Source organism: Ruminococcus callidus ATCC 27760 (genome assembly GCF_000468015.1).
GTDB classification, from domain to species: domain Bacteria; phylum Bacillota; class Clostridia; order Oscillospirales; family Ruminococcaceae; genus Ruminococcus_C; species Ruminococcus_C callidus.
Genome location: NZ_KI260439.1, coordinates 1 through 2770 on the forward strand (window position 1 = coordinate 1; position 2770 = coordinate 2770).

At 47.8% G+C, this 2770-nt stretch carries 3 protein-coding genes; 1 reads left to right on the plus strand and 2 read right to left on the minus strand.

What is annotated here, in order from left to right; genetic code table 11:
• Positions 1 to 180: 180 nt before the first annotated feature.
• Entirely contained in the window at positions 181 to 921 is a 741-nt protein-coding gene (locus tag RUMCAL_RS10085; RefSeq protein WP_021682737.1) for a hypothetical protein, read from the minus strand.
• 126 nt (positions 922 to 1047) lie between these two features.
• Between RUMCAL_RS10085 and RUMCAL_RS10090 the strand changes: the two genes are divergently transcribed.
• Positions 1048 to 1326: a helix-turn-helix domain-containing protein gene (locus RUMCAL_RS10090; RefSeq protein ID WP_021682738.1), complete on the plus strand. Its 279-nt coding sequence runs from the start codon at positions 1048 to 1050 to the stop codon at positions 1324 to 1326.
• A gap of 41 nt (positions 1327 to 1367) precedes the next feature.
• Here the strand turns inward: RUMCAL_RS10090 and RUMCAL_RS10095 are convergent, their stop codons facing one another.
• Complete coding sequence (locus RUMCAL_RS10095; RefSeq protein WP_021682739.1) at positions 1368 to 2669, minus strand: CBS domain-containing protein; 1302 nt, start codon at positions 2667 to 2669, stop codon at positions 1368 to 1370.
• Positions 2670 to 2770 lie beyond the last annotated feature (101 nt).

The window sequence follows — 2770 nt, forward strand, 5'->3', positions numbered from 1 at the left end:
TCGCTCTCGTGCGACAGCTTTATTATTATATCACACTTCTTCTACTGTGTCAAGTAGAGAATCGTAAAGAATACAAGCCTGATTTTATTCATTTTGCACATATGTATTCCGTATACAGCAAAACAGGCTCTGACGACACACCGCCAAAGCCTGTTTTCCCGTTGTTTACATTCTATCGGTTCAATTCTTTTGTTTCCGTTCCAGCAATAAAAGATCATAGTCTTTTCGAATAGAAAGCCCCATAAAAAGAAGCATGACAGAATTTATGCTAGTGAGAAATAGTGCGAGGATACAAGATACAATCAGAAGTGCTGTATATACTTTTTTATCTACAGTAAAAAGTATTGCCGCAGATAATACAATCGACGGAACTGCCGTTGCAAAAATAAACGCTGTATAGGCAGCACGCAAGCAATCCGCAATAATTTCTTGCATTAGAACTTCTTCCTGATAGTCTTTATCTGCTTCGGATTGAATTGCATTATAAATCTGTCCCCATACATCATCACTTGATGAAGTTTGGGTATCTAACGTATCAAAAAGTTGATTCACATAATCTTGATTTGTCAAATAGAATGTTCCAATGTATATCGCAGCACCCACTAACAGAAATAAGGCACACCATCTCAATTTTTTTCGCTGCAACAAAAAATAAGCCGGTGCGTACATCACTATTCCATACAATAAATACCAGATACTTCCGCCCTTTGCTTCAAGCCCTATTGTTTCTGCACTTAGACCGTTTCCCCAGTTCGAGATTAAAAGCAAAATCGTTATCAGTCCAACCACTATGATGTACACAATCGGAAGAGTATTCTTCCTTTTCGGAATTTGTCTTGTCTGTACAGCACTATATCGCCAACCACAATTTGTACAAATCCCATACTCATTCATTTCTTTCCCGCAATTCTTACAATACATAACACATTCCTCCTTTTTTCCAGTGCGATCTGCACTGTTGTCCAATATCAGTATACCACAGTATTTCAATATTGTCAAGCAATTTTTATATAATAGTATTTAGAAATTTTACTAGGAGGTATTGTCATGTTTGACGAACGCATCAGAGAGCTCCGTCATTCGCTGGGCATCAACCAAGTGGAATTCGGCAAACGCCTGAATGTCACGAAGCAATGCATCAGCAACTGGGAAAACAACAACATCATGCCGTCGATCGACATGCTGATTCGGATTTCCAAGACGTTTTCGGTCAGTGCCGATTATTTGCTCGGGCTGGAAAACCGACAGACGCTGGACGTAAGCGGTCTGTCTGCCGAACAGATCCTGCACCTGCAAGCCCTCATCAACGATTTGAAACGCAACTAAAAAACGCCCGCGAAACGCAATGGTTCCGCAGGCGTTTTGCCTTATTTGGTTTCCGGCTGTTCTTCCGCCGTTTGCTCCGGCAGAATCTCCGCCTTGATTCGCGAGATCCAGTTTTCTTCCATGTTCAGCACCGTAAACCGGATATTTTCCCACTGTACCGACGGATTTTCCCGTGCCTCCGGAATATACCCCAGCAGATCCACCACAAAACCGCTCATGGTGTCGAATTCCATATCCGCCGGCAGCTCGTGCCCCAATAGCGGCAGCGTTTCCTCCGGATCAGCATGTCCGTTGATGAGGTACAGCGAATCCGTCACCCGATGCACCTCGGCTTCCTCCTCGTCGTATTCGTCCTGAATATTGCCGACGATTTCTTCCAGAATATCCTCCATGCAGACCACACCCGCGGTGCCGCCGTACTCGTCCACAACGATCGCCATTTGTGCCTTTTGGCGGGACATTTCCGAAAGCACATCATCGCACTTCGCCGTTTCCGGCACGAAAAGAGCCTCCCGCATGAAATATCTCACGCCGTATCCGGAAATATCCTGCCGCCCGATCAGCCCCAGCAGGTCTTTTGCGTTCAGCACTCCAATGATATTGTCGATGTTGTCCTGATACACCGGCATGCGGGAATATTTCTCGTCCTGTGCCAGCTTCACCACATCGGCAATCGCCATTTCCACGTCAATGGCAACCAGTTCCTTCCGGTGCGTCATGACATCAGAAATGGGAATATCGTCAAATTCAAAGATATTGTTAATCATTTCCCGCTGCTGCTCCTCGATCACGCCGTTTTCGTTGCCGGCGTTGACCAGATGCAGAATATCTTCCTCTGTCACGCGTTCCTTTGCCGGACGTTTTCCGCCGGCAAGGCAGTCCATACCCTCATAGATACCGTAGACCGGCAGCGACAGCACTGCCACCAGCTTCACCAATCCCAGTGACTTTCCCGCCACCAGTTCCGCCTGCTTTCGCCCCAGTCCTCTCGCACAGCCGTCCAGCAGCAGTGCCGCCGTCAGCGAAACCCCAGCCGGCAGCAGCAGTGTCAGCCAGATGTTCCAGTGATGTGCCCAGCCCTTTGCAAAAATCAGCAGGTACGCCGCCAGTGTCAGCAGTGCCGTGAACGAGATCACCTCCGCCACTGCCGTGATCCGCAGCCGGTTCTTTTGTTTCAGATAGTACTGCATGGGCGGGTGTTCTTCCGCCAGCGTGCTCATCTGTCCGCCCAGCTTCTGCACCGATGCCATTGCCGCCGAAAACCACAGGTGCAGTCCGCACAGCAACGCCGCCGCCAGAATCAGCACAGAGTCCAACGCTGTGCCGAACGTATCATAGTCCATAATCCACTCCTAAAATTATCCTGAATTTATCATCAGGCAGCACTGCACAAAGCTTGTGTCATGCCGCCTTAAGGCAATACCGCACAAAGATTGTGCGACAG